Annotated in this window: 24 protein-coding genes and 1 riboswitch; of the genes, 21 read left to right on the forward strand and 3 right to left on the reverse strand. The window is 37.1% G+C overall.

Annotation, left to right across the window (positions count from 1 at the left end):
• The first annotated feature begins 727 nt into the window (after positions 1 to 727).
• Positions 728 to 1,147 carry a FosM family fosfomycin resistance protein gene (fosM, locus tag ACEWK1_RS05295; RefSeq protein WP_379053574.1) on the forward strand — a complete coding sequence of 140 codons (420 nt, stop codon included), beginning with the start codon at positions 728 to 730 and terminating at the stop codon, positions 1,145 to 1,147.
• Between the two features lie 96 nt (positions 1,148 to 1,243).
• Here the strand turns inward: fosM and ACEWK1_RS05300 are convergent, their stop codons facing one another.
• A complete protein-coding gene (locus ACEWK1_RS05300; protein ID WP_247347079.1) occupies positions 1,244 to 1,993 on the reverse strand; it encodes a CPBP family intramembrane glutamic endopeptidase in 750 nt (249 codons plus the stop codon).
• 327 nt (positions 1,994 to 2,320) lie between these two features.
• On the opposite strand from ACEWK1_RS05300, the gene ACEWK1_RS05305 reads away from it, so the two are divergent.
• The 13 genes from ACEWK1_RS05305 to purD all read left to right on the forward strand — a co-directional run bounded on the left by ACEWK1_RS05305 (position 2,321) and on the right by purD (position 15,871).
• On the forward strand, positions 2,321 to 2,521 hold the full coding sequence (locus ACEWK1_RS05305; protein ID WP_212138186.1) for an NETI motif-containing protein: 201 nt from the start codon (positions 2,321 to 2,323) through the stop codon (positions 2,519 to 2,521).
• An 87-nt stretch (positions 2,522 to 2,608) separates the two neighbouring features.
• A riboswitch (purine riboswitch) is annotated at positions 2,609 to 2,710 on the forward strand.
• A 172-nt stretch (positions 2,711 to 2,882) separates the two neighbouring features.
• A complete protein-coding gene (purE, locus tag ACEWK1_RS05310; RefSeq protein ID WP_098797715.1) occupies positions 2,883 to 3,371 on the forward strand; it encodes a 5-(carboxyamino)imidazole ribonucleotide mutase in 489 nt (162 codons plus the stop codon).
• Entirely contained in the window at positions 3,358 to 4,488 is a 1,131-nt protein-coding gene (gene purK / locus ACEWK1_RS05315) for a 5-(carboxyamino)imidazole ribonucleotide synthase (RefSeq protein ID WP_247347081.1), read from the forward strand. Before purE ends, purK begins: the two co-directional genes overlap by 14 nt.
• Positions 4,489 to 4,503: 15 nt before the next feature.
• Complete coding sequence (gene purB, locus ACEWK1_RS05320; RefSeq protein ID WP_247339226.1) at positions 4,504 to 5,796, forward strand: adenylosuccinate lyase; 1,293 nt, start codon at positions 4,504 to 4,506, stop codon at positions 5,794 to 5,796.
• A gap of 124 nt (positions 5,797 to 5,920) precedes the next feature.
• Positions 5,921 to 6,652 carry a phosphoribosylaminoimidazolesuccinocarboxamide synthase gene (gene purC, locus ACEWK1_RS05325; RefSeq protein ID WP_212138183.1) on the forward strand — a complete coding sequence of 244 codons (732 nt, stop codon included), beginning with the start codon at positions 5,921 to 5,923 and terminating at the stop codon, positions 6,650 to 6,652.
• Positions 6,640 to 6,894: a phosphoribosylformylglycinamidine synthase subunit PurS gene (purS, locus tag ACEWK1_RS05330; protein ID WP_098797711.1), complete on the forward strand. Its 255-nt coding sequence runs from the start codon at positions 6,640 to 6,642 to the stop codon at positions 6,892 to 6,894. Before purC ends, purS begins: the two co-directional genes overlap by 13 nt.
• A complete protein-coding gene (gene purQ / locus ACEWK1_RS05335) occupies positions 6,891 to 7,574 on the forward strand; it encodes a phosphoribosylformylglycinamidine synthase subunit PurQ (protein ID WP_098797710.1) in 684 nt (227 codons plus the stop codon). The genes purS and purQ overlap by 4 nt, the downstream gene beginning before the upstream one ends.
• A complete protein-coding gene (gene purL / locus ACEWK1_RS05340) occupies positions 7,558 to 9,786 on the forward strand; it encodes a phosphoribosylformylglycinamidine synthase subunit PurL (protein ID WP_416635756.1) in 2,229 nt (742 codons plus the stop codon). The genes purQ and purL overlap by 17 nt, the downstream gene beginning before the upstream one ends.
• Positions 9,762 to 11,174: an amidophosphoribosyltransferase gene (gene purF / locus ACEWK1_RS05345; RefSeq protein WP_247339229.1), complete on the forward strand. Its 1,413-nt coding sequence runs from the start codon at positions 9,762 to 9,764 to the stop codon at positions 11,172 to 11,174. Before purL ends, purF begins: the two co-directional genes overlap by 25 nt.
• 114 nt (positions 11,175 to 11,288) lie before the next feature.
• Positions 11,289 to 12,326 carry a phosphoribosylformylglycinamidine cyclo-ligase gene (gene purM / locus ACEWK1_RS05350; protein ID WP_247339231.1) on the forward strand — a complete coding sequence of 346 codons (1,038 nt, stop codon included), beginning with the start codon at positions 11,289 to 11,291 and terminating at the stop codon, positions 12,324 to 12,326.
• Positions 12,326 to 12,892, forward strand: a complete 567-nt coding sequence (gene purN, locus ACEWK1_RS05355) for a phosphoribosylglycinamide formyltransferase (RefSeq protein ID WP_247339233.1) — start codon at positions 12,326 to 12,328, stop codon at positions 12,890 to 12,892. The genes purM and purN overlap by 1 nt, the downstream gene beginning before the upstream one ends.
• 19 nt (positions 12,893 to 12,911) lie before the next feature.
• Positions 12,912 to 14,450 carry a bifunctional phosphoribosylaminoimidazolecarboxamide formyltransferase/IMP cyclohydrolase gene (purH, locus tag ACEWK1_RS05360; protein ID WP_247339236.1) on the forward strand — a complete coding sequence of 513 codons (1,539 nt, stop codon included), beginning with the start codon at positions 12,912 to 12,914 and terminating at the stop codon, positions 14,448 to 14,450.
• Between the two features lie 152 nt (positions 14,451 to 14,602).
• Entirely contained in the window at positions 14,603 to 15,871 is a 1,269-nt protein-coding gene (gene purD, locus ACEWK1_RS05365) for a phosphoribosylamine--glycine ligase (protein WP_247339237.1), read from the forward strand.
• Here the strand turns inward: purD and ACEWK1_RS05370 are convergent.
• Both ACEWK1_RS05370 and ACEWK1_RS05375 read right to left on the reverse strand, forming a co-directional pair.
• A complete protein-coding gene (locus tag ACEWK1_RS05370) occupies positions 15,852 to 15,953 on the reverse strand; it encodes an EYxxD motif small membrane protein (protein WP_331275793.1) in 102 nt (33 codons plus the stop codon). The two genes, purD and ACEWK1_RS05370, sit on opposite strands and share 20 nt — an antisense overlap.
• A 71-nt stretch (positions 15,954 to 16,024) precedes the next feature.
• Positions 16,025 to 16,303, reverse strand: coding sequence for a DUF2892 domain-containing protein (locus tag ACEWK1_RS05375; protein WP_176551100.1), 279 nt, complete (start codon positions 16,301 to 16,303; stop codon positions 16,025 to 16,027).
• A 117-nt stretch (positions 16,304 to 16,420) separates the two neighbouring features.
• Between ACEWK1_RS05375 and ACEWK1_RS05380 the strand changes: the two genes are divergently transcribed.
• The 7 genes from ACEWK1_RS05380 to ACEWK1_RS05410 all read left to right on the forward strand — a co-directional run bounded on the left by ACEWK1_RS05380 (position 16,421) and on the right by ACEWK1_RS05410 (position 26,085).
• Complete coding sequence (locus tag ACEWK1_RS05380) at positions 16,421 to 18,163, forward strand: adenine deaminase C-terminal domain-containing protein (RefSeq protein WP_247339242.1); 1,743 nt, start codon at positions 16,421 to 16,423, stop codon at positions 18,161 to 18,163.
• A gap of 38 nt (positions 18,164 to 18,201) precedes the next feature.
• Positions 18,202 to 19,254: a DUF3048 domain-containing protein gene (locus ACEWK1_RS05385; RefSeq protein ID WP_247339244.1), complete on the forward strand. Its 1,053-nt coding sequence runs from the start codon at positions 18,202 to 18,204 to the stop codon at positions 19,252 to 19,254.
• Positions 19,255 to 19,278: 24 nt separating this feature from the next.
• Positions 19,279 to 19,590, forward strand: a complete 312-nt coding sequence (locus ACEWK1_RS05390; protein WP_098797700.1) for a YerC/YecD family TrpR-related protein — start codon at positions 19,279 to 19,281, stop codon at positions 19,588 to 19,590.
• Positions 19,591 to 19,773: 183 nt separating this feature from the next.
• The gene (locus ACEWK1_RS05395) at positions 19,774 to 20,466 is read left to right on the forward strand and encodes a heptaprenylglyceryl phosphate synthase (RefSeq protein ID WP_247339246.1); all 693 of its coding nucleotides are present in this window, start codon (positions 19,774 to 19,776) and stop codon (positions 20,464 to 20,466) included.
• Between the two features lie 81 nt (positions 20,467 to 20,547).
• Positions 20,548 to 22,776, forward strand: coding sequence for a DNA helicase PcrA (pcrA, locus tag ACEWK1_RS05400; RefSeq protein WP_379053566.1), 2,229 nt, complete (start codon positions 20,548 to 20,550; stop codon positions 22,774 to 22,776).
• A 50-nt stretch (positions 22,777 to 22,826) separates the two neighbouring features.
• Positions 22,827 to 24,848: an NAD-dependent DNA ligase LigA gene (gene ligA, locus ACEWK1_RS05405; RefSeq protein WP_379053564.1), complete on the forward strand. Its 2,022-nt coding sequence runs from the start codon at positions 22,827 to 22,829 to the stop codon at positions 24,846 to 24,848.
• A gap of 46 nt (positions 24,849 to 24,894) precedes the next feature.
• Complete coding sequence (locus ACEWK1_RS05410; RefSeq protein WP_247339248.1) at positions 24,895 to 26,085, forward strand: CamS family sex pheromone protein; 1,191 nt, start codon at positions 24,895 to 24,897, stop codon at positions 26,083 to 26,085.
• Positions 26,086 to 26,213: the final 128 nt, after the last annotated feature.

The following is a 26,213-nucleotide window of genomic DNA, read 5'->3' on the forward strand; positions in this document are numbered from 1 at the left end:
AGGATCTGAACGAACAAGCTGACGCGGAGATTCGCCGCTTATCGCAAGCCGATAGTCCGAACACGGAAGTTAAGCTCTTGCGCCGATGGTAGTTGGGGGTTTCCTCCTGTGAGAGTAGGACGTCGCCAAGTAAGATGTAGAAAAGATCAGTAGAGATACTGGTCTTTTTTTGTGTGGTTAAAGGTAGTTAAACCGAAGGTTTGAATATAAGAAGAGACAAAGTAAAACTACTAGCCTAAGGCTTGGGAGAAGCAAGAAGGTCAAGGAAGCGCAGAGAGTGAAGACCGGAGTGTGCGGTCTTGGCACATGAGGATCTGAACGAACAAGCTGACGCGGAGATTCGCCGCTTATCGCAAGCCGATAGTCCGAACACGGAAGTTAAGCTCTTGCGCCGATGGTAGTTGGGGGTTTCCCCCTGTGAGAGTAGGACGTCGCCAAGTAAGAAGAAGAAAAGATCAGTAGAGATACTGGTCTTTTTTTTGTGCAGCATTTTAGAGTAGGATTCAGAATTCGAGAAATTTTTCAGAATCGTAGATGATTCCTTCAAAATCGTAGATAAAACAATTTAATCCGTTTTAGTTCAACATTTTTAAATCTTCGTGCCTTTTCTTCCAACTTCTAGAGTTAGATAAGAAGGACCAAAATAAACCATCTTCTAACATTTTACATAGATATGCTATATTAACTAGTATGGAAGTTCAAAGTAAATGATGATGAGGGAAAATTAATGATGAAAGAAATCAATCACTTTCTGTTTTCAGTTTCCGATTTAAATCAATCAATACAATTTTATCAAAATGTATTTGGTGCGAAATTGTTAGTAAAAGGTCGGAGTACTGCTTATTTTGATTTGAATGGATATTGGGTAGCTTTGAATGAGGAGAAATATATTCTAAGGAATGAAATTGTACACTCGTATACACATATTGCTTTTTCTGTAGAAGAAAAGGATTTTGATCAAGTTTACAACAAACTAAGTGAATTAAATGTAACAATTCTTTCGGGACGTCCAAGAGATGAAAAAGATAAAAAATCGATCTATTTTACTGATCCAGATGGACATAAATTTGAATTTCACACGGGAACATTACAGGATCGTTTGAATTATTATAAGAAGGAAAAGAAGCATATGGAGTTTTTTGATTAAATGTACCAATAAATTTAAAAGAAGCAGTATTGAAATATAGAAAACATTGAATGAAGAAGCTCAGAGCTTTAGGTTTTGAGCTTCTTCTTAAGAGTATTAAATGATAAATCCACTTAATACCATTCCAATATTAATGATGATATGAAAGACAATACTAGGATAGATGCTATTGGTTTTAAGTGTAATTAATGCGTAAATTACTCCTGCAACTGAAATGAATAAACTAAGATAAATAGAAAATCCGATTGATAGATGGAGAAGTCCAAAGCCGACACTTGTAACAAAAATAGCAAACCTCGTAGATGTATATTCCTTAAGACTGGAAAGCAGGATCCCTCTCCAAATAACTTCCTCAAAAACAGCATTGATTAGTGAAAAAATTAAGCAAAACAATAGAAGCGATTGGATATATTCAATATCTTTTTGAATGATAAAAAATAAATATATTAACCCATTAACAGCTATTCCGATTATCCAAAACCAAAATGTATGAACTTTATGAAATGGTAGGATAATTGGATTTTGCCAATCTGGCTTATTATTGTACCAAGAAATGGTTTTATTGAAAAAAAGATGATTTAAAATGATTCCTATTATGATAAAAACAAGGAAAAAACGATTAAGGATAATTTTTATGTCCTTTGGTAAATTTATTGTTTCAATGAAATTATTAGTAACCATAGATACAACAAAGCCAATTAGAAATGATAACAGTAGAGAGATAACAAACTTTCTTTTCTTATTAGTTAATAACATAATTAATAATCCAATAATAACAATTGCGGAGAACACGGTTTGTTGATAAGCAATAGAGATAATGCCTGACAAAAAGAAAACGGCAATCATGATTAACAAAGAAAAGTCCTCCTTTAAATTGAGTGAACAAAACCTCCTATAATTCAGGAATAATAATTTTCGAAAATTTTTACTAGCACAGTAATCTTACCATAAATAACCAACTTGTATGATCAAAGGTTGTGCCCCATTTATTATGAATACACGCATGATAATTACTCAAAATGGTACCCTGTTAGCCCTCATCCCCTTTTTTCTTCTTTTAAATGGTATATGTGTATTAAAATTACCCGAAAATAATAAGTAGAGGTATTAAAAAAGTGGTAAAATGAGAGTACTTTTTTTGAAAATGGGATTGTACTTTATGGAGGTTGAAGAATGACAAGTAAGCCAAAAAAGAAAAAATTTATAGTAGAAGAAAATGAAACGATTGATGATTGTTTAGATAGAATGAGTAAGGAAGGGTACTTTCCTGTTAGAAGAACGGAGCAGCCTATCTTTAAGGAAGAAAAACGAGATAATGTTGTTGAACATGTTCCTTGTGGTAGAAGTATTACATTTGAAGGGAAATTAATGTAAAACACGAACATTAATGTGTCAATAAAATAAATCGTTCGATTTTACGTTGACATCGAAAAGCTTCATTGTTAATATAAAACATGTAAATAATTGATGAACGATAAACCTCATATATAATTGGGAATATGGCCCAGAAGTTTCTACCCGATGACCGTAAATCACCGGACTATGAGGGAAAGTCATGTATATACGATTCGGAAATAGACCAATAATCCGAGCTCGATATACTGAACTTTCTCTATGGATTAGAGAGAGTTTAGATATCGAGCTTTTTTAGTATCAGAGTTTATTTAAAATAGGGCTTTCGCCGATGTACTTAGCGACAAGCCAAGTTTTCTAGTTTTGTAAAGGTGGGGAAAAGATGGAGCCGGTTGTAGGAGTTATCATGGGAAGTACGTCTGACTGGGAAACAATGAAAGCTGCATGTGATATTCTTGATGAGTTGAATGTTCCTTATGAAAAGAAGGTTGTTTCAGCGCATCGTACACCAGATTACATGTTTGAGTATGCTGAAAATGCTAGAAAAAGAGGTTTAAAGGTTATTATAGCTGGTGCAGGAGGCGCTGCACATTTACCAGGTATGGTAGCAGCAAAAACATCTTTACCAGTCATTGGAGTTCCAGTACAGTCAAAGGCTCTAAATGGTCTTGATTCATTGTTATCGATTGTTCAAATGCCAGGAGGGGTTCCAGTTGCAACGGTTGCGATAGGAAAAGCAGGAGCAACGAATGCGGGTTTATTAGCCGCTGAGATTCTTTCAACAGGTGATCAATCTCTAGCAGATAAATTAGATACAAGAAGAGAAGAGCTTCGACTAAAGGTGTTAGAAAGCAGTGATGAACTTGAGTAACCAAACGATATTGCCAGGAGGAACAATTGGGATAATTGGTGGAGGTCAGCTTGGCAGAATGATGGCCATTGCAGCTAGACAGCTTGGTTATCGTATCGCGGTATTGGATCCAACAGAAGATTGTCCTTGTGGTCAAATTGCAGATATAGAGATTACAGCAGGTTATGATGATTTAGAGGCAATTAAGAGACTTGCTGAGGTTAGTGATGTTATAACCTATGAATTCGAGAACATCGATTACACAGCACTGCGTTGGTTGGAAGAAAATGCGGCATTACCACAAAAAAGCTCATTGCTTCTTTTAACACAGGATCGTGAAACAGAAAAAGCAGCCATAGAGAAAGCGGGTTGTGAGGTAGCTCCTTATCAAATTATCCATAACGATGAAGAGTTATATAAGGGAGTTGCAAAGCTTGAATATCCGAGTGTGTTAAAAACATGCAGAGGTGGTTATGACGGTAAAGGACAAAGAGTCCTGCGTAGTGATCAAGATCTTGAGGAAGCGAAACAATTACTTTCTCATGGAACATGTATATTAGAAAAATGGGTACCTTTTGAAAAGGAAATATCGGTTATTGTGACAAGATCTGTTAGTGGCGAGACAAAGACGTTTCCAGTGGCTGAAAATGTTCATAAAGACAATATTCTTTATCAAAGCATTGTACCTGCAAGAGTGTCAGATGAGGTTATTCAAAAAGCAGAACAGTTAGCTATTAAACTATCAAATAGTTTTGAGCTTGTCGGAACACTTGCTGTAGAAATGTTTTTAACGAAAAATGGAGATATCTATATTAATGAGCTTGCACCTCGCCCGCATAATTCAGGTCATTATACAATCGACTTATGTGAAACAGATCAATTTGAACAACATATCCGTGCTGTCTGTGATTTGCCTTTAGGGCGAACAACATTACTTCAAAGCGGTATGATGGTGAATTTGTTAGGAGAAGATTTATCGATAGTGAGTGATCATCTCTCATTACTAAAAGATGCAAAGCTTCACCTATATGGGAAGAAGGAACCTGCTGTAAAACGCAAAATGGGACATATCACGTTTATTAGTGAAACAATAGAAAAAGATATAGATAAAGTAAATCAAATTTGGGGTTATAAATAGAACGGAGGCAAAAACATGATTGAACGTTATACAAGACCAGAGATGGGTGCGATTTGGACGGAAGAAAATAAATTTAAAGCTTGGTTAGAGGTAGAAATTTTAGCGTGTGAAGCATGGGCAGAGCTTGGAGTTATTCCAAAAGAAGATGTTGCACTTCTTCGTAAGAATGCATCATTTGATGTGAACCGCATTAACGAAATTGAATTAGAAACTCGTCATGATGTTGTTGCGTTCACTAGAGCGGTTTCGGAAACTCTTGGTGAAGAACGTAAATGGGTACATTATGGCTTAACGTCAACTGATGTAGTAGATACTGCTTTATCTTATATACTTAAACAAGCAAACGATATTCTATTAAAAGATATTGAAAACTTTATTCAAATTTTAAAAGAAAAAGCACAAGAGCATAAATACACAGTCATGATGGGACGTACTCATGGTGTACATGCTGAACCAACAACTTTTGGTTTAAAGCTTGGATTATGGTATGAAGAAATGAAACGTAATTTAGATCGCTTTAAGCGTGCTGCAGAAGGTGTTGAATACGGAAAGATCTCTGGTGCTGTTGGAACTTATGCAAACATTGATCCTTTTGTTGAATCATATGTGTGTGAAAAGCTAGGAACAAAACCTGCTCCAATTTCAACACAAACTTTACAACGTGACCGTCATGCAGATTATATGGCTTCTATTGCACTAGTTGCAACGTCAATTGAGAAGTTCGCTGTAGAAATTCGTGGTCTACAAAAGAGTGAAACACGTGAAGTGGAAGAATCGTTTGCAAAGGGTCAAAAAGGATCTTCAGCAATGCCTCATAAACGTAACCCGATCGGTTCAGAAAATATGACAGGCCTTGCACGTGTTATTCGTGGATATATGTTAACAGCTTACGAAAATGTTCCTTTATGGCATGAAAGAGATATTTCTCACTCTTCAGCTGAACGTATTATCTTACCAGATGCTACGATTGCTCTTAACTATATGTTAAATCGCTTCGGTAATATCGTGAAAAACTTAACAGTATTCCCTGAAAACATGAAGCGTAATATGGATCGTACACAAGGTCTTATCTACTCTCAACGCGTGTTATTAGCGCTAATTGATACGGGTATGACAAGAGAAGAAGCGTATGATCTTGTTCAACCTAAAGCAATGGAAGCTTGGGAAAAACAAGTACCTTTCCGTGGATTAGTAGAAGCCGAAGAAAAAATTACTTCTCGTCTTTCAGCGGAAACAATTGCAGATTGCTTCGATTATAACTACCACTTAAAAGGTGTAGATGCAATTTTCGAACGTCTAGGATTATAAAAAGCAAATAGCAAGGGCTAAAAAGTCCCTTGCTATCTATTTGATAAAAAAATATGGTTAGAAAATCTAACAAATAGTTTGTATATACTTAAGGTTCCCAATATTCAGTTTAGGAGGGCTTTCATTGAGTACAGAAAAGCTTGAATTACTATATGAAGGTAAAGCAAAAAGAATTTATAAAACAAACGAACCTACTATTTTATGGGTCTCATACAAAGATTCTGCAACAGCCTTTAATGGTGTGAAAAAGGAAGAGATCACAGGTAAAGGTCGTTTAAATAATGAGATTTCTACATTGATTTTTGAAAAGCTAACAGCAAACAACATTGAAAATCATTTTGTTAAAAGACTTTCAGCTACTGAGCAACTTGTCAAAAAGGTAGAAATTATTCCTTTAGAAGTAGTGGTAAGAAATGTTGTGGCAGGCAGCCTTTCTAAACGTATTGGAATTGAAGAGGGAACAGAAATTAAACATCCACTAGTAGAGTTTTATTACAAAGATGATGATTTAGGTGATCCATTAATTACCGAAGATCATATCGCTCTATTAGAAGTTGCAACACCAGAACAAGTTGAAACATTAAAAACTCTAGCTAAAAAGGTGAATGAAGTGCTTAAAGCTCATTTCCTTGCATGTGACATCCGCCTAATTGACTTTAAATTGGAATTTGGCTTAACAGAGGATGGGAACATTATACTTGCTGATGAAGTATCACCAGATACATGTCGTTTATGGGATATCAACACAAACGAGAAGTTCGATAAAGATGTTTTTCGTCGAGAAATTGGTAGTTTAACAGATGCATATGAAGTTATTTTAACTAGACTTGGAGGCCAATCAACATGTACAAAGTAAAAGTTTATGTCACGTTAAGAGAAAGTGTATTAGATCCACAAGGAAGCGCAGTGAAAAGTGCTTTACACAGCATGGATTATAAAGAAGTTCAAGATGTACGTATCGGAAAGTATATGGAACTTACAATTGAAAAATCAGACCGTGATTTAGATGTAGCTGTTCGTGAAATGTGTGAAAAATTACTTGCTAATACAGTGATTGAAGACTTTAGCTACGAGGTACAGGAGGTTGTCACAAAGTGAAATTCGCTGTGATCGTTTTCCCGGGGTCTAACTGTGATGTTGATATGTACCATGCAATTAAAGATGAGCTTGGTGAAGAAGTAGAATATGTTTGGCATGATGAAACTGACTTAAGCGGGTTTGATGGCATTCTTCTACCAGGTGGCTTTTCTTACGGAGACTACTTACGCTCAGGTGCGATTGCGCGCTTTTCAAATGTCATGAAAGAAGTTGTTAAAGCAGCTGAAGCTGGAAAGCCTGTTCTTGGTGTATGTAATGGATTCCAAATTTTATTAGAAGTTGGTTTACTGCCAGGTGCAATGAAGAGAAATGAAAATTTAAAGTTTATGTGTCGACCAGTTAATTTAAAGGTTGAGAACAATGAAACAGCCTTTACTTCAGCTTATGAAAAGGATGAGGTTATCTCAATTCCGATTGCACATGGAGAAGGGAACTATTATTGTGATGAGCAAACACTTCAAACGCTTAAAGAAAACAATCAAATCGTGTTTACGTACGAAAAAAATCCAAATGGCAGCTTAGTTGATATTGCAGGCATTACAAACGAGCGCGGAAATGTATTAGGGATGATGCCTCACCCTGAGCGTGCAGTTGATGAATTATTAGGAAGTGCTGACGGATTAAAATTATTTCAATCGATCGTAAAAAACTGGAGGGAATCTCATGTCACTACTGCTTGAACCAACAAACCAGATGATAAAAGATGAAAAGATCTACAGACAAATGGGTGTAAGTGATGACGAGTTTACCCTGATTGAAAAAATTATTGGACGTCTTCCAAATTACACAGAAATCGGTATTTTTTCGGTTATGTGGTCGGAGCACTGCAGCTACAAAAACTCTAAACCAATTCTAAAGAAGTTTCCTGTTACAGGTGAAAAAGTACTACAAGGTCCTGGTGAGGGAGCTGGGATCGTTGATATTGGAGACAATCAAGCGGTTGTATTCAAGATTGAGAGTCATAACCATCCTTCAGCAATTGAGCCTTACCAAGGTGCAGCAACTGGTGTAGGTGGAATCATCCGTGATGTATTCTCTATGGGAGCTAGACCTATTGCGATTTTAAATTCTTTACGTTTTGGAGAACTAAAAACTCCTCGTGTGAAATATTTATTTGAAGAGGTTGTTGCAGGTATCGCTGGTTACGGTAACTGTATTGGTATTCCAACTGTAGGTGGAGAAATCCAATTTGATGATTCTTATGAAGGAAATCCACTTGTTAATGCAATGTGTGTTGGGTTAATTAACCATGAAGATATTAAAAAGGGTCAGGCAAAAGGTGTTGGCAACACAGTTATGTATGTTGGTGCCAAAACTGGCCGTGACGGAATTCATGGTGCAACTTTTTCTTCTGAAGAATTAACTGACGATTCTGGTGCAGATCGTTCTGCTGTGCAAGTAGGCGATCCATTCATGGAAAAACTTTTATTAGAAGCTTGCTTAGAAGTAATTAAGAATGACGCTTTAGTTGGAATTCAAGACATGGGTGCAGCTGGATTAACAAGTTCATCAGCAGAGATGGCAAGTAAAGCTGGTTCTGGTATTGAAATGGACTTAGATCTCATTCCACAACGTGAAACAGGAATGTCCGCTTATGAAATGATGCTTTCTGAATCACAAGAAAGAATGCTGCTTGTTATTGAAAAAGGAAGAGAGCAAGAAATCGTTGATCTTTTTGAGAAATATGATTTAGAAGCTGTTTCAGTTGGTAAAGTAACAGATGATAAAATGCTTCGTCTTTTCCATAAAGGTGAAGTGGTATGTGAGCTTCCAGTTGACGCTTTAGCAGAAGAAGCACCTGTTTACCACAAACCATCTAAAGTACCTGCTTATTATGAAGAGTTCCAACAAATGAACGTAGCACCTCTTCAAGTAGATAACTATAAAGAAACACTTGTGAATCTATTAAAGCAACCAACGATTGCATCTAAAGAATGGGTTTACGATCAATATGATTATATGGTTCGTACAAATACAGTTGTAGCACCAGGTTCTGATGCAGCAGTAGTACGTATTCGTGATACGAAAAAAGCTTTAGCGATGACAACTGACTGTAACTCTCGTTATCTTTATTTAGATCCTGAAGTTGGTGGGAAAATTGCGGTAGCAGAAGCAGCTCGTAACATCGTATGTTCTGGTGCAACTCCACTTGCGATTACAGATAACTTGAACTTCGGTAACCCGGAGAAACCAGAAATTTTCTGGCAAATTGAAAAAGCGGCTGATGGAATTAGTGAAGCTTGCCGTGTATTAAATACACCAGTTATCGGCGGTAACGTGTCTTTATATAACGAAACAAATGGAACAGCGATCTATCCAACACCTGTTATCGGTATGGTTGGATTAATTGAAGATACAGATCATATTACAACTCAAGACTTTAAAGCAGCTGGAGATCTAATCTATCTTGTTGGTGAAACAAAGCCGGAGTTTGGTGGTAGTGAGCTTCAAAAGTTAACACAAGGCGAAATCTTTGGTCAATCACCGGAGCTAGATTTAGAGAAAGAAAGCAAAGTTTTAGGACAAATTTCTGCTGCGATTCGTGCGAAGTCAGTAGCATCTGCTCATGATGTATCTGAAGGTGGTGTAGCGGTTGCGCTAGCTGAACCATTATTTGGTCATGAAGGACTAGGAGCTACTGTTACTCTTCAAGGTGATGCAACGGCAGCATTATTTAGTGAATCTCAAACAAGATTTATCCTTTCTGTGAAAAAAGAAAACAAAGAAGCCTTTGAAAGTTTAGTAGATGCAGTTTGTATTGGAGAAGTAACGGATTCTGGCAAACTTATCATTTCAAATGAGAAGAACGAAACACTTGTCGATGCATCTGTTGAAGAATTAAAGGATGCATGGAAAGGAGCAATCCCATGCTTGCTGAAATCAAGGGATTAAACGAAGAATGTGGCGTCTTTGGAATTTGGGGTCATCCTGAAGCAGCACAAATCACTTATTATGGTCTTCACAGCTTACAGCACCGTGGACAAGAAGGCGCTGGGATTGTAACAAGTGATGGCGAGAAGCTTACAGGAATGAAGGGGTTAGGCCTCATTAACGAAGTATTTGCGGGCGGAAAATTAAATGAACTGTCAGGTAAAGCAGCAATCGGTCACGTTCGTTATGCAACAGCTGGTGGAGGCGGATATGAAAATGTCCAGCCTTTGCTTTTCAAATCACATAGTGGCGGATTAGCTCTTGCTCATAACGGTAACTTAGTAAATGCGACACAGCTTAAGCATCAGCTTGAGAGCCAAGGAAGTATTTTTCAAACAACTTCTGACACAGAGGTGCTTGCCCACCTTATTAGAAGAAGTGGTTATCAAGATTTGAAAGAAGCTGTGAAAAACGCATTAACGATGATTAAAGGAGCGTACGCCTTTTTAATCATGACAGAAACAGAAATGATGGTTGCTTTAGATCCTAATGGTTTACGTCCATTATCGATCGGAGTTATGGGTGATGCATATGTAATTGCATCTGAAACTTGTGCGTTTGATGTTGTCGGAGCGAAATATGAAAGAGATGTTCAGCCTGGTGAACTGCTTATTATCAATGATGAAGGTATTCGTTCTGAACGTTTTTCAATGAATATTAATCGTTCTATATGCAGTATGGAATATATTTATTTCTCTCGTCCGGATAGTAATATTGATGGAATTAATGTTCATACTGCCCGTAAAAATTTAGGAAAACGATTAGCTGTTGAGTCTGAGGTAGATGCAGATGTTGTAACAGGTGTACCTGATTCAAGTATTTCAGCTGCGATTGGTTTTGCAGAGTTAACAGGTATTCCTTACGAATTAGGGTTAATTAAAAACCGTTATGTAGGTCGTACGTTTATTCAGCCATCTCAATCTCTTCGTGAACAAGGGGTTAAAATGAAGCTTTCTGCTGTACGTGGTGTTGTTGAAGGAAAGCGCGTTGTAATGGTTGATGATTCGATCGTTCGAGGAACAACAAGTCGACGTATTGTTAATATGCTTCGTGAAGCAGGTGCAACTGAGGTTCACGTGCGAATTAGTTCACCACCTATTGCAAATCCATGTTTCTATGGAATTGATACGTCAACACATGAAGAGCTCATTGCCTCTAACCATTCAGTCGAAGAAATCCGTCAAATCATTGGAGCAGACAGCTTAGCATTCCTAAGTGTCGAAGGTTTACTCGAAGGACTAGGCCGCCCATATGAAGGTGAAACAAGAGGTCAATGCTTAGCTTGTTTCACAGGACGCTACCCAACTGAAATTTACGCGGACACGGTACTGCCGCATGAGAAGGCGTAAATAGAAAATGCTGATAGGAATCGAGTGGTCGATTCCTGTCTTGTTTTCGGTACGTGTTTTTGTGGTGCCTGGCACCACCCGAAATTTGTCGAATTAATAAGGAGGATCACACACATGTCTGACGTTTATAAGCAAGCTGGTGTTGATATAGAAGCAGGATATGAAGCTGTTTCAAGAATGAAAAAGCATGTTGCCAAAACAATGCGCACAGGTGTATTAGGTGGCCTTGGTGGCTTTGGTGGGATGTTTGATTTAAGTGAACTAAATTATAAAAAGCCTGTACTTGTTTCAGGTACAGATGGTGTTGGGACAAAATTAAAGCTTGCTTTTATGGCTGATAAGCATGATTCAATTGGAATTGATGCAGTTGCAATGTGTGTGAATGACATCTTAGCTCAAGGAGCTGAGCCTTTATTTTTCTTAGATTATTTAGCCCTTGGCAAAGCAAAGCCTGAAAAAATTGAACAAATTGTAAAAGGGATCGCTGATGGCTGTGAACAATCTGGCTGTGCATTAGTCGGTGGAGAAACAGCGGAAATGCCTGGTCTATATGAAGAAGATGAATATGATGTTGCTGGTTTCTCTGTGGGTGTTGTTGAAAAAGACAACATTGTAACAGGAGAGAACATTAAGCCAGGGCATGTGTTAATCGGACTCGCATCAAGCGGTATTCATAGTAACGGGTTTTCTTTAGTTCGTAAAATTCTCCTTGAAGATCAAAAACTTGATTTGAATGGGGTATATGCACCGTTTACACAAAGCTTAGGAGATGTATTATTAACTCCAACAAAAATTTACGTAAAGCCTGTTCTTGAAGTAATTAAGAAATATCAAGTAGATGGAATGGCTCATATTACTGGTGGTGGATTTATTGAAAACATTCCTAGAATGCTGCCGGAAGAAACAGCTGTTGAAATCGACCTTGGTGCTTGGCCAATGCTTGATATTTTTAACTTCCTGAAGGAAAAAGGACAATTAAGCAGTGACGATATGTATAATGTGTTCAATATGGGAATTGGTTTTGTACTTGCTGTAAAAGAAGAGCTTTTACAAGATGTTATGCAAGAGTTAGAAGCTAACAATGAAAAAGGTTATGTCATTGGGCGTGTTGTAGAAGGTTCTGGTGTTACGTTTAATGGAGGAGCACGTTAATGAAGAAAATAGCCGTATTTGCGTCAGGGAATGGCAGTAATTTTCAAGCAATCCTTGATCAAGTTAAGCTTGGTGCAGTAGATGCAGAGATTGGTTTTGTTTTTTGTGATAAGCTTAAAGCAGGTGTCATTGAGCGTGCAAAATCAGCTAACATTCCTGTTTTTAGTTTTGTACAAAAAGACTTCGAAAACAAAGCGCAATTCGAAGAGGAAATTTTGACTCATTTGCGTGATCACCAAATAGATTTCGTTATCCTAGCAGGTTATATGAGATTAATTGGGGATACGTTATTACAGGCTTACGAAAATAAAATTGTGAATATACATCCATCTTTACTACCAGCTTTTCCAGGTAAAGATGCGATAGGACAAGCTTATCGTGCAGGAGTGAAGGTAACTGGTGTTACCGTACATTATGTGGATGCAGGAATGGATACAGGCCCGATTATTGCTCAACAAGCAGTCGAGGTTGCTTATGGTGATACAGAAGATATGATTGCAGAAAAAATCCATAAAGTTGAACATCTTTTATATCCGAAAGTCATTCAAGAATTAGTATCAAAATAATGTGTAGAGGTGAAAATTGATGGCAGTGAAACGTGCGCTAGTTAGTGTGTCAGATAAAGAGAATCTTGTCCCATTTGTAAAGGAATTAATTGAATTAGGCGTTGAAGTTATTTCAACTGGAGGAACAAAGAAATTACTTGAGGAAAACGGCTTAAATGTTATTGGGATTTCTGAAGTAACTGGATTTCCGGAAATCATGGATGGTCGTGTAAAAACTCTTCATCCAAACATTCATGGTGGTTTACTAGCGGTACGTAATAACCCTAGTCATATGGATCAATTAAAAGAAAATAACATTGAAACAATCGATATGGTTGTTGTAAACCTTTATCCTTTTAAAGAAACAATTTCTAAGCCGGACGTTCAATTTCAAGATGCGATTGAAAATATCGATATTGGCGGACCATCAATGCTTCGTTCTGCAGCAAAAAATCATGAAGATGTAACAGTTCTTGTTGATCCACAAGATTACAGTACTGTTTTAGAAGAGCTAAAAGCTTCAGGTGAAGTATCACTAGCTCAAAAACAACGTTTAGCTGCAAAAGTTTTCAGACACACAGCTGCTTATGATGCTTTAATTGCAGAATTTTTAACAAAAACAGTTGGTGAAGAAGATCCTGAAACAGTTACTTATACATTTGAGAAAAAGCAATCTCTTCGTTATGGGGAAAACCCTCATCAAAATGCTACTTTCTATCAAAAACCATTCGTTCCAGTAGCATCTATTGCAAACGCGGAGCAGCTTCATGGAAAAGAGCTTTCTTTTAACAATATTAAAGATGCCGATGCAGCTCTTCAAATTGTTCGTGAATTTACAGAGCCAGCTGCAGTAGCAGTTAAACATATGAACCCATGTGGAGTAGGGGTAGGTACTTCAACATTAGAAGCCTTCACTCGTTGCTTCGAAGCAGATCCAACGTCAATTTTCGGTGGTATTGTTGCACTGAATCATGAAGTTGATGTAGAAACAGCTAAAAAGCTACACGAAATCTTCCTTGAGATTGTCATTGCCCCATCATTCAGTCAAGAGGCATTAGATGTTTTAACAGCTAAGAAAAACCTACGTTTATTAACAATTGATGTGTCAGCTGCTTCTAAGCCTGAAAAAGTTCTTCAATCTGTTCACGGTGGCTTACTAGTTCAAGATGAAGACACACTATCTTTAGATGATGTGGAAGTAACAATCCCAACAAAACGTGAACCATCAGAAGATGAATGGAAAGACTTAAAATTAGCTTGGAAAGTTGTTAAACATGTAAAATCAAACGCCATTGTATTAGCAAAAGATGAAATGACAGTTGGAGTTGGTGCAGGGCAAATGAATCGTGTTGGCGCTGCTAAAATTGCAATCGAGCAGGCTGGTGAAAAAGCACAAGGTAGCGCAATGGGCTCTGATGCTTTCTTCCCAATGTCAGACACAGTTGAAGCCGCTGCAAAAGCAGGTGTAACAGCAATCATCCAACCTGGTGGCTCAATCCGTGACGAAGATTCAATCCGCATGGCTGATGAATATGGAATTACAATGGTGTTCACAGGAGTACGTCATTTTAAACATTAAAATACTTAATCTAGCAATTGGCTGTTTGCCAATTGCTTCTATTCTAACCTCTGATATCTAACTTCTGTAGAACAAGATATTAACAAGAGGATAATAGCTTTTAGCAGATAAACATAAATCAAAGTGCAATAAAATATATGTGGGGTGTATTCATGAAGGTACTGATTATCGGACAAGGCGGACGTGAGCATGCGTTAGTTTGGAAGGCAGCACAAAGCAATCTTGTAGAAGAGGTCTTTGTTGCACCTGGCAATGATGGAATGAATGAGTTTGCAACAAGAGTAGCTATTAGTGAAAATGATAATGAAGCACTAGTTGCCTTTGCAAAAGAGCAAAATATCGATTTAACAATCGTAGGCCCAGAAGTTCCATTACTAAACGGAATTGTGAATGACTTTGAACGTGAAGGCTTAAAAATATTTGGTCCAAGAAAAGAAGCTGCACTTATTGAAGGTAGCAAGAATTTCGCCAAAGAACTTATGATTAAATATAGAATTCCTACAGCGGAGTATCAAACGTTTACGAATGTAGATGAAGCAAAATCTTACGTTGAACAAAAAGGTGCACCTATTGTTATTAAAGCTGACGGGTTAGCAGCTGGAAAAGGTGTAACTGTTGCTGAAACACTAGATGTTGCTTTAGACAGTGTGACAGATATGCTTGAAAATGCAAAATTTGGTGATGCTTCAAGCTCTGTTGTTATTGAGGAATTTCTTGCTGGGGAAGAATTTTCATTAATGGCATTTGTGAAGGGTGAAAATGTTTATCCAATGGTCATTGCTCAAGATCATAAACGTGCTTATGACAATGATGAAGGGCCAAACACTGGTGGAATGGGTGCATATTCTCCTGTACCACAAATTTCAGATGAAGTAGTAAATACCGCAGTTGAAACAATATTGAAGCCTGCTGCAAAGGCTCTTGTAAGTGAAGGTCGTTCATTTACAGGAATTTTATATGCTGGTCTTATTTTAACAAATGATGGCCCTAAAGTGATTGAATTTAATGCTCGCTTTGGTGATCCGGAAACTCAGGTTGTTTTACCAAGGTTGAAATCGGATTTAGTATCATCATTATTATCAATTTTGAATGAAGAACCTGTGGAATTAGAATGGTCAGAAGAAGCTGTTCTTGGTGTCGTACTAGCTTCAAAAGGCTACCCTAATGATTATGAAAAAGGTCTTCCAATTGGACAACTTTCTGAGAAGCATGAAAAGGCAGTCATTTTCCATGCGGGAACAAAGAAAGTTGATGATCAGTTTGTGAATAACGGTGGACGTGTGCTTGTTGTTTCTGGATATGGTGAAACAATTAGTGACGCACAAGAGCAAGCATATGCGTTAGTTGAAAAGATTTCTGTACCAGCTTTATTCTATCGTAAAGATATTGGCAATAAAGCGATTAAGCACGGCGTTTCTTAATAAAGACGAAAAGTAATGCAACAATCCCGCCGATTAGTGCAATAAGAATAAAAGACATATCTGTTAAATATTCTAAAAACATTTTATACACCTCCTGTTTAAATAAGGGACTGGCTACTAATGGCCAGTCCCATTTTTCATTTTTCAAAGTCGTTATGAAGGGTTGTACGTAACAGCATCTTCTTCATCGTCAAAGTAATCTTCTTCATCATCATCAAAGAAGAAAGTTGATGATGAATTTTCAAATAAATAGGTGATCGGACAGAAGCGTAAAATACCTTCACCAACCTTCATTGCACCTAGGATGATGGCAATAAGGTAGGAATCTCTCCATGGCTTTTTACAATATTTAGAAGTAGCCCATGATAAAACAGAAAGGCCACATGTTATACGAATTAAAGCATTAACGATACCTATATTTGGTCGCACCATAATAAATCATTACCTCCCATATTTGTCATTAAATTGAAATAAAACTTTAATGCGTTAATAAGTTTCCTGTGTTAACATAGAATTTATATAGTCTTACAAAAATTGGAGGGATTTTTTATGCCCGAACAAAAATTTCTATGGAAAAACAGTCAAATACGAAAGCAGATAGATGTATTATCGAACAAATTATCATCTACAACAATTTTGAAAAACGTCACATATCTTAACTCATATTTAAGACAATGGATTAAAGCTAATATCTGGATCTACGATGATCGTATCGTCTATGTGGGAGACAATTTACCTGAACAAACAACAGAAACAGAAGTAATTGATTGTTCTGCTAAAGTGGTAGTACCAGGATATATTGAGCCACACGCTCATCCATTTCAGTTATATAATCCCCACACATTAGCAAAGTATGTGTCACAAACGGGTACAACAACCTTAATAAGTGATAACCTTTTTCTGCTATTACGTTGCAACAAAAAGAAAGCGCTTACTTTTATTGATGATATGGATAAGTTGCCTTACCATTTTTATTGGTGGGCAAGATTTGATCTACAAACAGAAGTACATTCTGAAGAAAAAATCTTTTCACATGATTTTGTGAAAAAATGGTTAGAGCATCATTCAGTCTTACAGGGTGGTGAATTAACGGGCTGGCCTAAGCTTAGAGATGGTGATGATTGGATTCTTTATTGGCTACAGGAAACAAAGCGAAAAGGTAAAAGGCTCGAAGGACATTTTCCTGGTGCCTCGGAAAATACATTAACAAAAATGAAATTATTTGGTGTTGATAGTGACCATGAATCAATGACCGGAAAGGATGTTATGAACCGGTTAAAAATGGGGTACACAGCAGCGTTAAGGCAATCATCTATAAGACCAGACTTAAGTAAGCTGATAAAAGAGGTTCAGGATGAAGGTCTCACAACTTACGATCATTTATACTACACAACAGATGGAGCCAACCCTGACTTTTATGAAAAAGGTATGATTAACCGTTGTATAGAAATAGCGCTTGATAGCAATGTTCCTGCAATTGATGCTTATAATATGGCGGCCTTTAATGTTGCAAAATATTATCAAATAGAAGACAGAATCGGGGTTATTGCCCCAGGAAGGGTAGCAACGCTTAATATTCTTGAATCAATAGACCGTCCTGACCCAATAGCGGTCATGACAAAAGGAAAATGGATCATGCAAGATGGAATTCCTCAACAAGAGGACCATGAAGTCGATTGGAATCAATATGGTCTTGAACCGGTTGATTTTAAATGGGATTTAACAATGGACGATCTACAATTTTCTATGCCACTAGGTATGAAAATGCGAAATGCGGTCATCATGGAACCATACTCTGTTACTATTGATAGTTCAGCAAATGATTTGTCCGAAAAACATGATGAAAGCTTTTTAGCTTTAATTGACCGTAATGGTGAGTGGCGAATTAATACGGTGATAAAGGGCTTTGCCAACCATGTTCAAGGCTTTGCAAGCTCCTATTCAACAACTGGAGATATTATTATCATTGGAAAACAAAAAACAGAAATGCTTGCTGCTTTTGAAAGAATGAAGGAAATGGGTGGAGGTATTGTCCTGACAGAAAACAATGAAGTGATTTTTGAAATGCCTCTTCAATTAAACGGGGGAGCTTCAAATGAAGAGCTTACACATGTTATTGATAAGCAAGCAAAATTGACCTCTTTATTACAAGAAAGGGGATACAGTTTTGATGATCCTATTCATTCATTGCTATTTCTGTCATCCACTCATTTACCATATATACGAATTACACCAAGAGGGATTTTTGATGTGATGAAAAAAACGGTACTCTTTCCATCTATAATGCGTTAAAATATAAAAGTGTAATAATAAGATAAGGTTGTGTTAGTTTGATTAAGGGTAAGTATTCATTGGTTATCGTATCATTACTTGTTTTCTTAAGTGCATGTAATCAAAACGAGGACCAAGCCGAAAGCATTGTTAAAAAAGATGATGTTGTTCAGCAAGAAGATGAACCAGTCGTTGCAGAGGTTGAAGTTGAAGAAAGCGTTATCTATCCTCTAACCGGAATAGCAACAGAAGAGCAGAATATTACACAACGTCCAGTTGCTGTGATGATTAATAATCATCCTAAAGCGAGGCCGCAATCCGGATTAACGAAAGCAGACGTTGTATATGAAGTACTTGCAGAAGGGAATATTACAAGGTTTTTAGCTGTATTTCAAAGTGAAGTACCTGATATAATAGGACCGGTTAGAAGTGCTAGGGATTATTATATTGATATAAGCAAAGGATTTCATGCCCTATATATTAGCCATGGATGGAGTCCTTCGGCAAAAGAGAGGCTTGTAAGTAATGAGGTTGATCATATAAACGGCATGTTACACGATGGCACTCTTTTTTGGAGGGCAGATCATCGTAACGCGCCTCATAATTCATATATCTCAAAGGACAATATCTTACAAGGTGCAGAGTTAAAACAATATACAATGACGGAAGATGTTATCCCATTCAATTTTCTTACTGAGGAAGAAATGAAGGAGATAAAGGGAGAGCAGGTAAACAAGTTTGTTATAAAATATGACAAATCTGAAACATGGCAAAGCACATACGAGTATAATCAAACTGAACAAACCTATAAAAGATATAGTGGAAATGAAGAAACGGTTGACTTAGAAAGTGGAGATTCTCTAGAACTAACAAATATCTTTGTTGTTCAAATGGAACATAAGGTGATTGATAAAGAAGGCAGGCGTACAATCGACATAACATCAGGAGGAAAAGCTCTACTACTGCAAAAGGGTATGATGCAGGAGGTAGAATGGGAGAATCATGATGGTCGAATTCTACCGGTAAAAGATGGGGAAATTGTAAAGATGGTGCCGGGAAGAACATGGGTAAATGTCGTCCCATCTTTGGATCAATTTCTAATTCAATCGTAATAGTAAAAGGAGAATGAATAGATTATGCAAATAGAAAAGCTTCGTGGAAAAGAATTAGATCAACTTTTTCAATCTATTTTGTCATTAAAAGATTTAGAGGAATGCTATCGTTTCTTTGATGATTTATGTACTGTAAACGAAATCCAATCACTTGCACAACGACTTGAAGTAGCTAGAATGCTGCGTGATGGATATACGTATCATAAAATTGAAACAGAGACTGGAGCAAGTACAGCAACGATTTCCCGCGTTAAACGTTGCTTAAATTATGGAAATGATGCTTACACAATGGCTCTTGAACGTGTTCATGGAGAAAAGGAAATAGAAGAAGAATAAAGTGAAAGCACCGATTATAACGGTGCTTTTATTTTTTACTAAAAATTAAGGCTTTCGCCATTAGACTTGGTGAAAGCCTTAGTTTTCTAATCTTCAAGTATCTTCCTCCCCTTTTAAGTTTTTTGCCTTCATGTAATTTGTTATAATAGGGAAATGGATGTTTTTGAATGGAGGAGTCCTGTAATGTATGATATTACCGAGTGGAAACATGTTTTTAAACTCGATCCTGATAAAGATATAAGTGATGAAGATTTAGAAAAAATATGTGAGTCTGGAACAGATGCGATTTTAGTTGGTGGAAGTGATAATATATCAGAAGAAAATGTGTTAAACCTAATGTCCCGGGTTCGCCGTTATCTTATTCCTTGTGTGTTGGAGGTTTCCACAACAGAATCTATTATTCCTGGTTTTGATCTATATTTTATTCCAACAGTCTTAAATAGTCGTAAAACGAAATGGATGATGGACCTTCATCAAGAAGCTGTGAAGGAATATGGAGATGTCATGAACTGGGATGAAATTATTGTAGAAGGATATTGCATCCTAAATCAAGATTGTAAGGCTGCAGCTTTAACAGATGCTAATACTGAGCTTTCGATTGAAGATGTAAAAGCTTATGCCCGTGTAGCGGAAAATCTGTTTCATCTTCCAATCTTTTACCTGGAATACAGTGGGATGTTAGGGGACCTTGCTGTTGTTGAAGCAACAAAAAAGGTACTTACCAATACAAAGCTATTTTATGGTGGAGGAATTACCTCACCGGAAGAAGCTAAAAACTTTGCTAAATATGCTGATGTAGTGGTTGTAGGGAATGTTATCTATGATGACTTAAAGTCAGCACTAAAAACGGTTGATGCAGTGAAAGAAGCAAAATAAAATTCTCCTTTAGCATTATTGAATGATAATAGAAATGACGATAAAATAGAACATATGTTTTAGAATAGGGTGGTGGATTGGTTGCAATTTTTATCAAATCAGTTACTTGAAGGTTTGAATGATAGGCAACAACAAGCGGTAAAAACAACAGATGGTCCTTTATTGATTATGGCTGGAGCCGGGAGTGGAAAAACAAGAGTACTAACTCATCGAATTGCTTATTTAATGACAGAAAAGCAAATAGCTCCGTGGAATATACTAGCGATTACGTTTACAAATAAAGCAGCAAGAGAAATGAGAGAGAGAATTCAAGGAATTCTTGGTTCTGGCGGAGATGAAATCTGGATTTCAACGTTTCACTCCATGTGTGTAAGAATTTTACGTCGAGATAGTGACAGAATGGGAATTAATCGTAACTTTTCTATTCTTGATACGACAGATCAATTGTCGGTTATTAAAACCATTTTAAAAGAGAAAAACCTTGATCCGAAAAAACATGATCCTAGAAGCTTACTAGGGTCCATTAGTAGTGCCAAAAATGAACTGATTACACCTGAGGAATTTGAAAAACAAGCGGGAAGTCATTATGAACAAATTGTTAGTGATATTTATAAAGATTATCAAAAGAAGCTACGTAAAAACCAGTCACTAGATTTTGATGACCTCATTATGACCACTATTCAATTATTTCAACGTGTACCAGAAGTACTGGAATCGTATCAACGAAAGTTTCAATATATTCATGTTGATGAGTATCAAGATACGAATAGAGCCCAATATATGCTTGTAAAGCTATTAGCTGCTCGTTTTCAAAATCTTTGTGTTGTTGGTGACTCGGATCAATCGATTTATCGCTGGCGTGGTGCTGACATTGCGAACATCCTTTCATTTGAAAAAGATTATCCTCAAGCAAATGTGATTTTACTGGAACAAAACTATCGTTCTACACAGTTAATCCTACAAGCAGCAAATGAAGTGATCAAACAAAACTCAAACCGTAAAGCAAAAAATCTATGGACTGAGAATCAGCCTGGCTCCAAAATTACCTATTATCGTGCTGACAGTGAATCGGCAGAAGGTCAGTTCGTTGCAGGAAAGATTAAGCAGTTAGTTGATTCAGGTCAAAGAAAGCTTTCTGACATTGCCATTTTATATCGTACGAATGCTCAATCTCGTATTATTGAGGAAGTTCTGCTGAAGTCAAACTTGAATTATACAATTGTTGGAGGCATTAAGTTCTACGATCGTAAAGAGATTAAAGATTTACTAGCATACCTTCGATTAATTGCTAATCCAGATGATGACATAAGCTTAGCTCGTGTTATAAATGTGCCAAAACGTGGTGTAGGTTCAACTTCATTTGATAAAATCGCAAATTACGCGATCGCTCATGATTTATCGATTTTTCAGGCTTTAGATGAAATTGAACAAATTGGTGTGAGTGCTAGAGTGATCAATGCTCTTACAGATTTCCGGGAAATGATCCGTAATCTTGGGAATATGCAGGATTATCTATCAGTAACAGAGCTTGCAGAAGAAATCATTGAGAAGAGCGAATATAGAGAAATGCTGAAGCAGGAAAAAACGTTAGAGGCACAAAGTCGCTTAGAGAATATCGATGAGTTCTTATCTGTTACCCAAACATTCGAAAAGCAAAATGAAGATAAAAGTCTTGTTGCTTTTTTAACTGATTTAGCACTTGTTTCAGATATTGATAAACTAGATGAAGATGAGCAAGAACAAAGTGATGCCCTTGTCTTAATGACGCTTCACTCTGCAAAAGGTCTTGAATTTCCTGTTGTCTTTTTAATCGGTCTTGAAGAAGGTGTTTTCCCACATAGTCGTTCCTTAATGGAAGAAGATGAGATGGAAGAGGAGCGCCGTCTCGCCTATGTTGGAATTACAAGAGCAGAGCAGGAACTTTTCCTTTCGAATGCCCAAATGCGTACGTTATTTGGTAAAACAAATATGAATCCAGAATCTCGTTTTATTAGAGAAATTCCAAGTGAATTAATTGAAAACTTGAATGAACAAGCAAAGAAATCTGTTTCTTCCTTTAGTGCAGCTCGTCGCCAAGAACGTCAAGAAAAGCGACCACCGGTATCTCGACCTGTAGTCACACCTTCATCAACAGGAGGAGAAGCTATTTCTTGGGCTGTTGGTGATAAAGCTGAACATAAAAAATGGGGAATTGGTACAGTTGTAAGTGTAAAAGGCTCGGGAGAAGGAAAGGAATTAGATATTGCTTTTCCAAGCCCAGTCGGCATAAAACGACTATTAGCTGCATTTGCACCTATTAATCGGGTTTAATAATATAGAACCTAGAAACCAATTTCCGGTAGAAAGGATTGGATATCTTAATGGATAAACAATCAGCACAAGAGAGAGCTCATGCGCTTCATGAGTTATTAAACACATATAATTATGAATACTATATACTTGATCAACCAAGCGTTTCAGATGCAGAATATGATCGGCTTATTCAGGAACTTTCAAAACTTGAGGAAGAGTACCCAGAACTGAAAACGCCAGATTCACCAACACAGAGAGTAGGCGGTGGTGTGCTTGAGTCTTTTCAAAAGGTTGAGCACAGAACACCAATGCTTAGCCTTGGAAATGCCTTCAATGACCAAGACTTACGTGATTTTGACCGCAGAGTAAGACAAGCTGTTGGTGGTGATGTTCAATATGTTGTGGAATTGAAGATTGACGGCTTGGCCGTTTCTCTTCGCTATGAAAATGGGCTGTTCATTCAAGGAGCAACACGAGGAGATGGAACAACAGGTGAGGATATTACAGAAAACTTAAAAACAGTTCGATCTATCCCACTAAGACTTAAAACAGATGTTTCTCTTGAGGCTCGTGGAGAAGTATTTATGCCAAAGGCTTCCTTTGAACGATTAAATGAGCTCCGTTTACAGCTTGAAGAGGAGCCGTTTGCGAATCCGAGAAATGCAGCTGCTGGATCTATCCGACAGCTTGATCCTAAAATTGCTGCGAAAAGAAATTTGGACATCTTTGTTTATAGCATTGCGGACTTAGGTGGAACAGGTATTGACAGACATAGCGAAGCGTTAGATTTTCTAGAAAAAGAAGGGTTTAAAACAAATAAAGAGCGAAGAAAATGTGAAAGCATTGATGAAGTTATCACTCTTATTGAAAACCTTCAAGAAAAAAGAGCATCTTTACCTTATGATATTGATGGTATTGTGATAAAGGTGGACTCTCTAGCGCAGCAAGATGAATTAGGATTCACAGCAAAAAGTCCTCGTTGGGCTGTTGCTTATAAGTTTCCTGCAGAAGAAGTCACAACGAAGCTGTTAGATATTGAATTGAGTGTAGGAAGAACAGGTGTGATCACACCAACTGCTATTTTAGAACCTGTCCGAGTTGCGGGCACAACGGTTCAACGTGCTTCTCTTCATAACGAGGATTTGATTAGAGAAAAAGATATCAAAATTGGTGATACAGTTGTTGTGAAAAAAGCAGGTGATATTATTCCTGAGGTTGTTAATGTGTTAGTAGAACAACGTACCGGAGAAGAACAAACTTTTACTATGCCAACGAATTGTCCTGCTTGTGAAAGTGAGCTTGTTCGAATTGAAGGAGAAGTTGCTCTACGTTGCATTAACCCGCAATGTCCAGCTCAAATCCAAGAAGGCCTAATTCACTTTGTTTCTAGAAATGCGATGAATATTGACGGTCTTGGAGAACGTGTTGTTGCTCAGCTGTTCCAAGAAGGGTTAATTAAAGATGTTGCTGATTTATACCGTCTAACAAGAGAACAATTACTTGAGCTTGAAAGAATGGGTGAAAAATCAACAGACAACTTATTACATGCGATTGAACAATCGAAGGAGAATTCTCTTGAACGACTGCTTTTTGGGTTAGGAATTCGTCATGTTGGGGCGAAAGCAGCTAAAACTTTAGCGCAGCAATATGAGACAATTGAAAATCTTCAACAAACGACTTTGGAAGAATTAGTAGCCATAAATGAAATTGGTGAAAAAATGGCAGATGCCATTACAACATACTTCCAAAATCCTGATGTGCAGCATCTTATTAGTGAGCTTCAGTCACTAGGTGTTAATACAGCCTATAAAGGACCAAAGCTAGTGAAGCCCGAGGATAGTGACTCATATTTTGCTGGAAAAACAATTGTCCTAACAGGGAAGCTAGAGCAATTATCAAGAAATGAAGCAAAAGAAAGAATTGAAGCCTTAGGTGGTAAAGTTACAGGAAGTGTTAGTAAAAGCACTGATCTTGTCATTGCAGGCGAAGCAGCAGGAAGCAAGCTCAAGAAAGCAGAAGATTTAAAGATAGAAGTATGGGATGAAAACAGACTAGTAGAAGAATTAGATAACGAGAGTCAGTCATCATAACAAACAGTCCTAACGAAATGTATAAAATAAGAGGTGTGGACTTAAATTGAAAAAGAAACTATTTATGGTGTTAACAAGCATGTTTCTATTAACTGCCTGTGCACCTAACTTTGGAGAGCAAGAGGAAATCGTGCAGGAAACAGAGGATGAATCAAAGGAAAAAGCGATCATCCCTAAATATAATATTTCAGATTCGTACTACAAAATGATACTGCCTTTCAAGTCAGGGGAAGCGAGAGGACTAGTTTCACAGCAGTTAAACACACGCTTGGATATAGATGAATTTGAAACGGGATTAATGAGAGTAGCGCAGGATACATTCCCAACTGAAAAGGAATATCTATACCAAGAGGGACAGTATTTAAAAGGTGATGTAATAAACAGCTGGTTAAAAAGAAAGCTAACCGGAAAAGCACTAGAAGAAGCACAAGCTGCAGCCAAAGAAGATGAAAAAGAATATGTGGAGCTTGGCTTAAACCCAGCACTTCCTGAGGGAAATGACAATCTGGAACAAAAAAATAAAGAAAACCCAATTTATTTAGCTCATATGCTTGAGCATAACTACTTAATTCGTAATGATGATACAGTTGAATTAGGAGGTGTTGTGATCGGATTAGCGATGAATTCTGTTTACTATTTTAAACAAGAAGACGGATATGCTAGAGAGCACAAAATAAGTAGAGAAGAAATTCTATCTAAAGGAAACGAAATAGCGCAGGAAGTTATTAATCGAGTGAGAAAAACAAAAGGATTAGAAAATGTTCCAATTGTGTTTGCTTTATATGAACAAGAAGAAAAATCCTCGATTGTACCTGGTAACTTTGTTGCTAAAAACGTCGTAAAACAAGGTAGTAATTCTTTAGCGAAATGGGAAGAAATAGATGAAGAATACTACTTTTTCCCATCAACAGAGGGAACGAAAGCTTACCGTGATGATGCGCAAATGTTTAATCGATTTAAACAGGATATTGAAGAGTTTTTCCCTAATTACACTGGGGTTATCGGAAAAGCTTTCTATAAAAATGGGGAGTTAAACTACCTGGATATTGAAATTCCAATGCAATTTTATGGAAAAGCCGAGGTTGTTGCTTTTACTCAATTTGTTACAGGAAAGGTCATGGATTACTTCCCAGATTACATTTCTCTTGAAGTGAATATCATGTCCAACTCTGGACAAGAAGCTCTTGTTCTAAAAGAACCAAATCAGGAAACTCCAACAGTTCATATATATAAATAAAAAAACAAGCTAAGATTCGTTCTTAGCTTGTTTTTTTCTGCTTAACATTAGATTTGAGGTATTAATCATTTCTATATATTTGGCTGCATACGAATGAAGCATGAATGGTTAAAGACATGGAAATGTTT

The organism is Metabacillus sp. YM-086 (assembly GCF_048059995.1).
Taxonomy (GTDB): Bacteria; Bacillota; Bacilli; order Bacillales; family Bacillaceae; genus Metabacillus; species Metabacillus litoralis_B.